General features: G+C 74.7%; 1 pseudogene. It reads right to left on the bottom strand.

What is annotated here, in order from left to right:
* Nucleotides 1-372: pseudogene (locus KDH83_RS32755) on the bottom strand (MATE family protein); the annotation flags it as partial.

Genomic DNA, 372 nt, shown 5'->3' with positions numbered 1-372 from the left:
CACCCGGTCCAGGACCGTGGCGCCGGCCATCACGCTGGAGCCGAAGCCGGCATAGGTGGACGCGGCGAAGATCACCGCCGCCGGCGTGGCCAGCCCGGTCAGCGCGGCGGGCGCGGCGATCTTGCCGATCGCGGCCAGCGCCGGCCGCAGCTCGGCGCGGGATGGCCAGCGCACCAGCTGGTGGCGTCCGAACACCAGCCAGCCGCCCAGCAGCATGGTGGCCAGGCGTCCGACGGCGCCGGCCCAGGCCACGCCCTGCAAGCCACCCTTGAAGACGAAGATCACCAGCGGGTCCAGCAGCGCGACGGTGGCGGTGCCGGCCAGCAGCACCCACATGGACTGACGGCCCCGGCCATGGGCGCGCAGCAGGTT

Source organism: Achromobacter sp. Marseille-Q0513 (genome assembly GCF_018195695.1).
Classification (GTDB): Bacteria; Pseudomonadota; Gammaproteobacteria; order Burkholderiales; family Burkholderiaceae_B; genus Achromobacter.
Note: the sequence above shows the minus strand (reverse complement) of the source record. Positions and strands in the feature narration are given on the sequence as shown.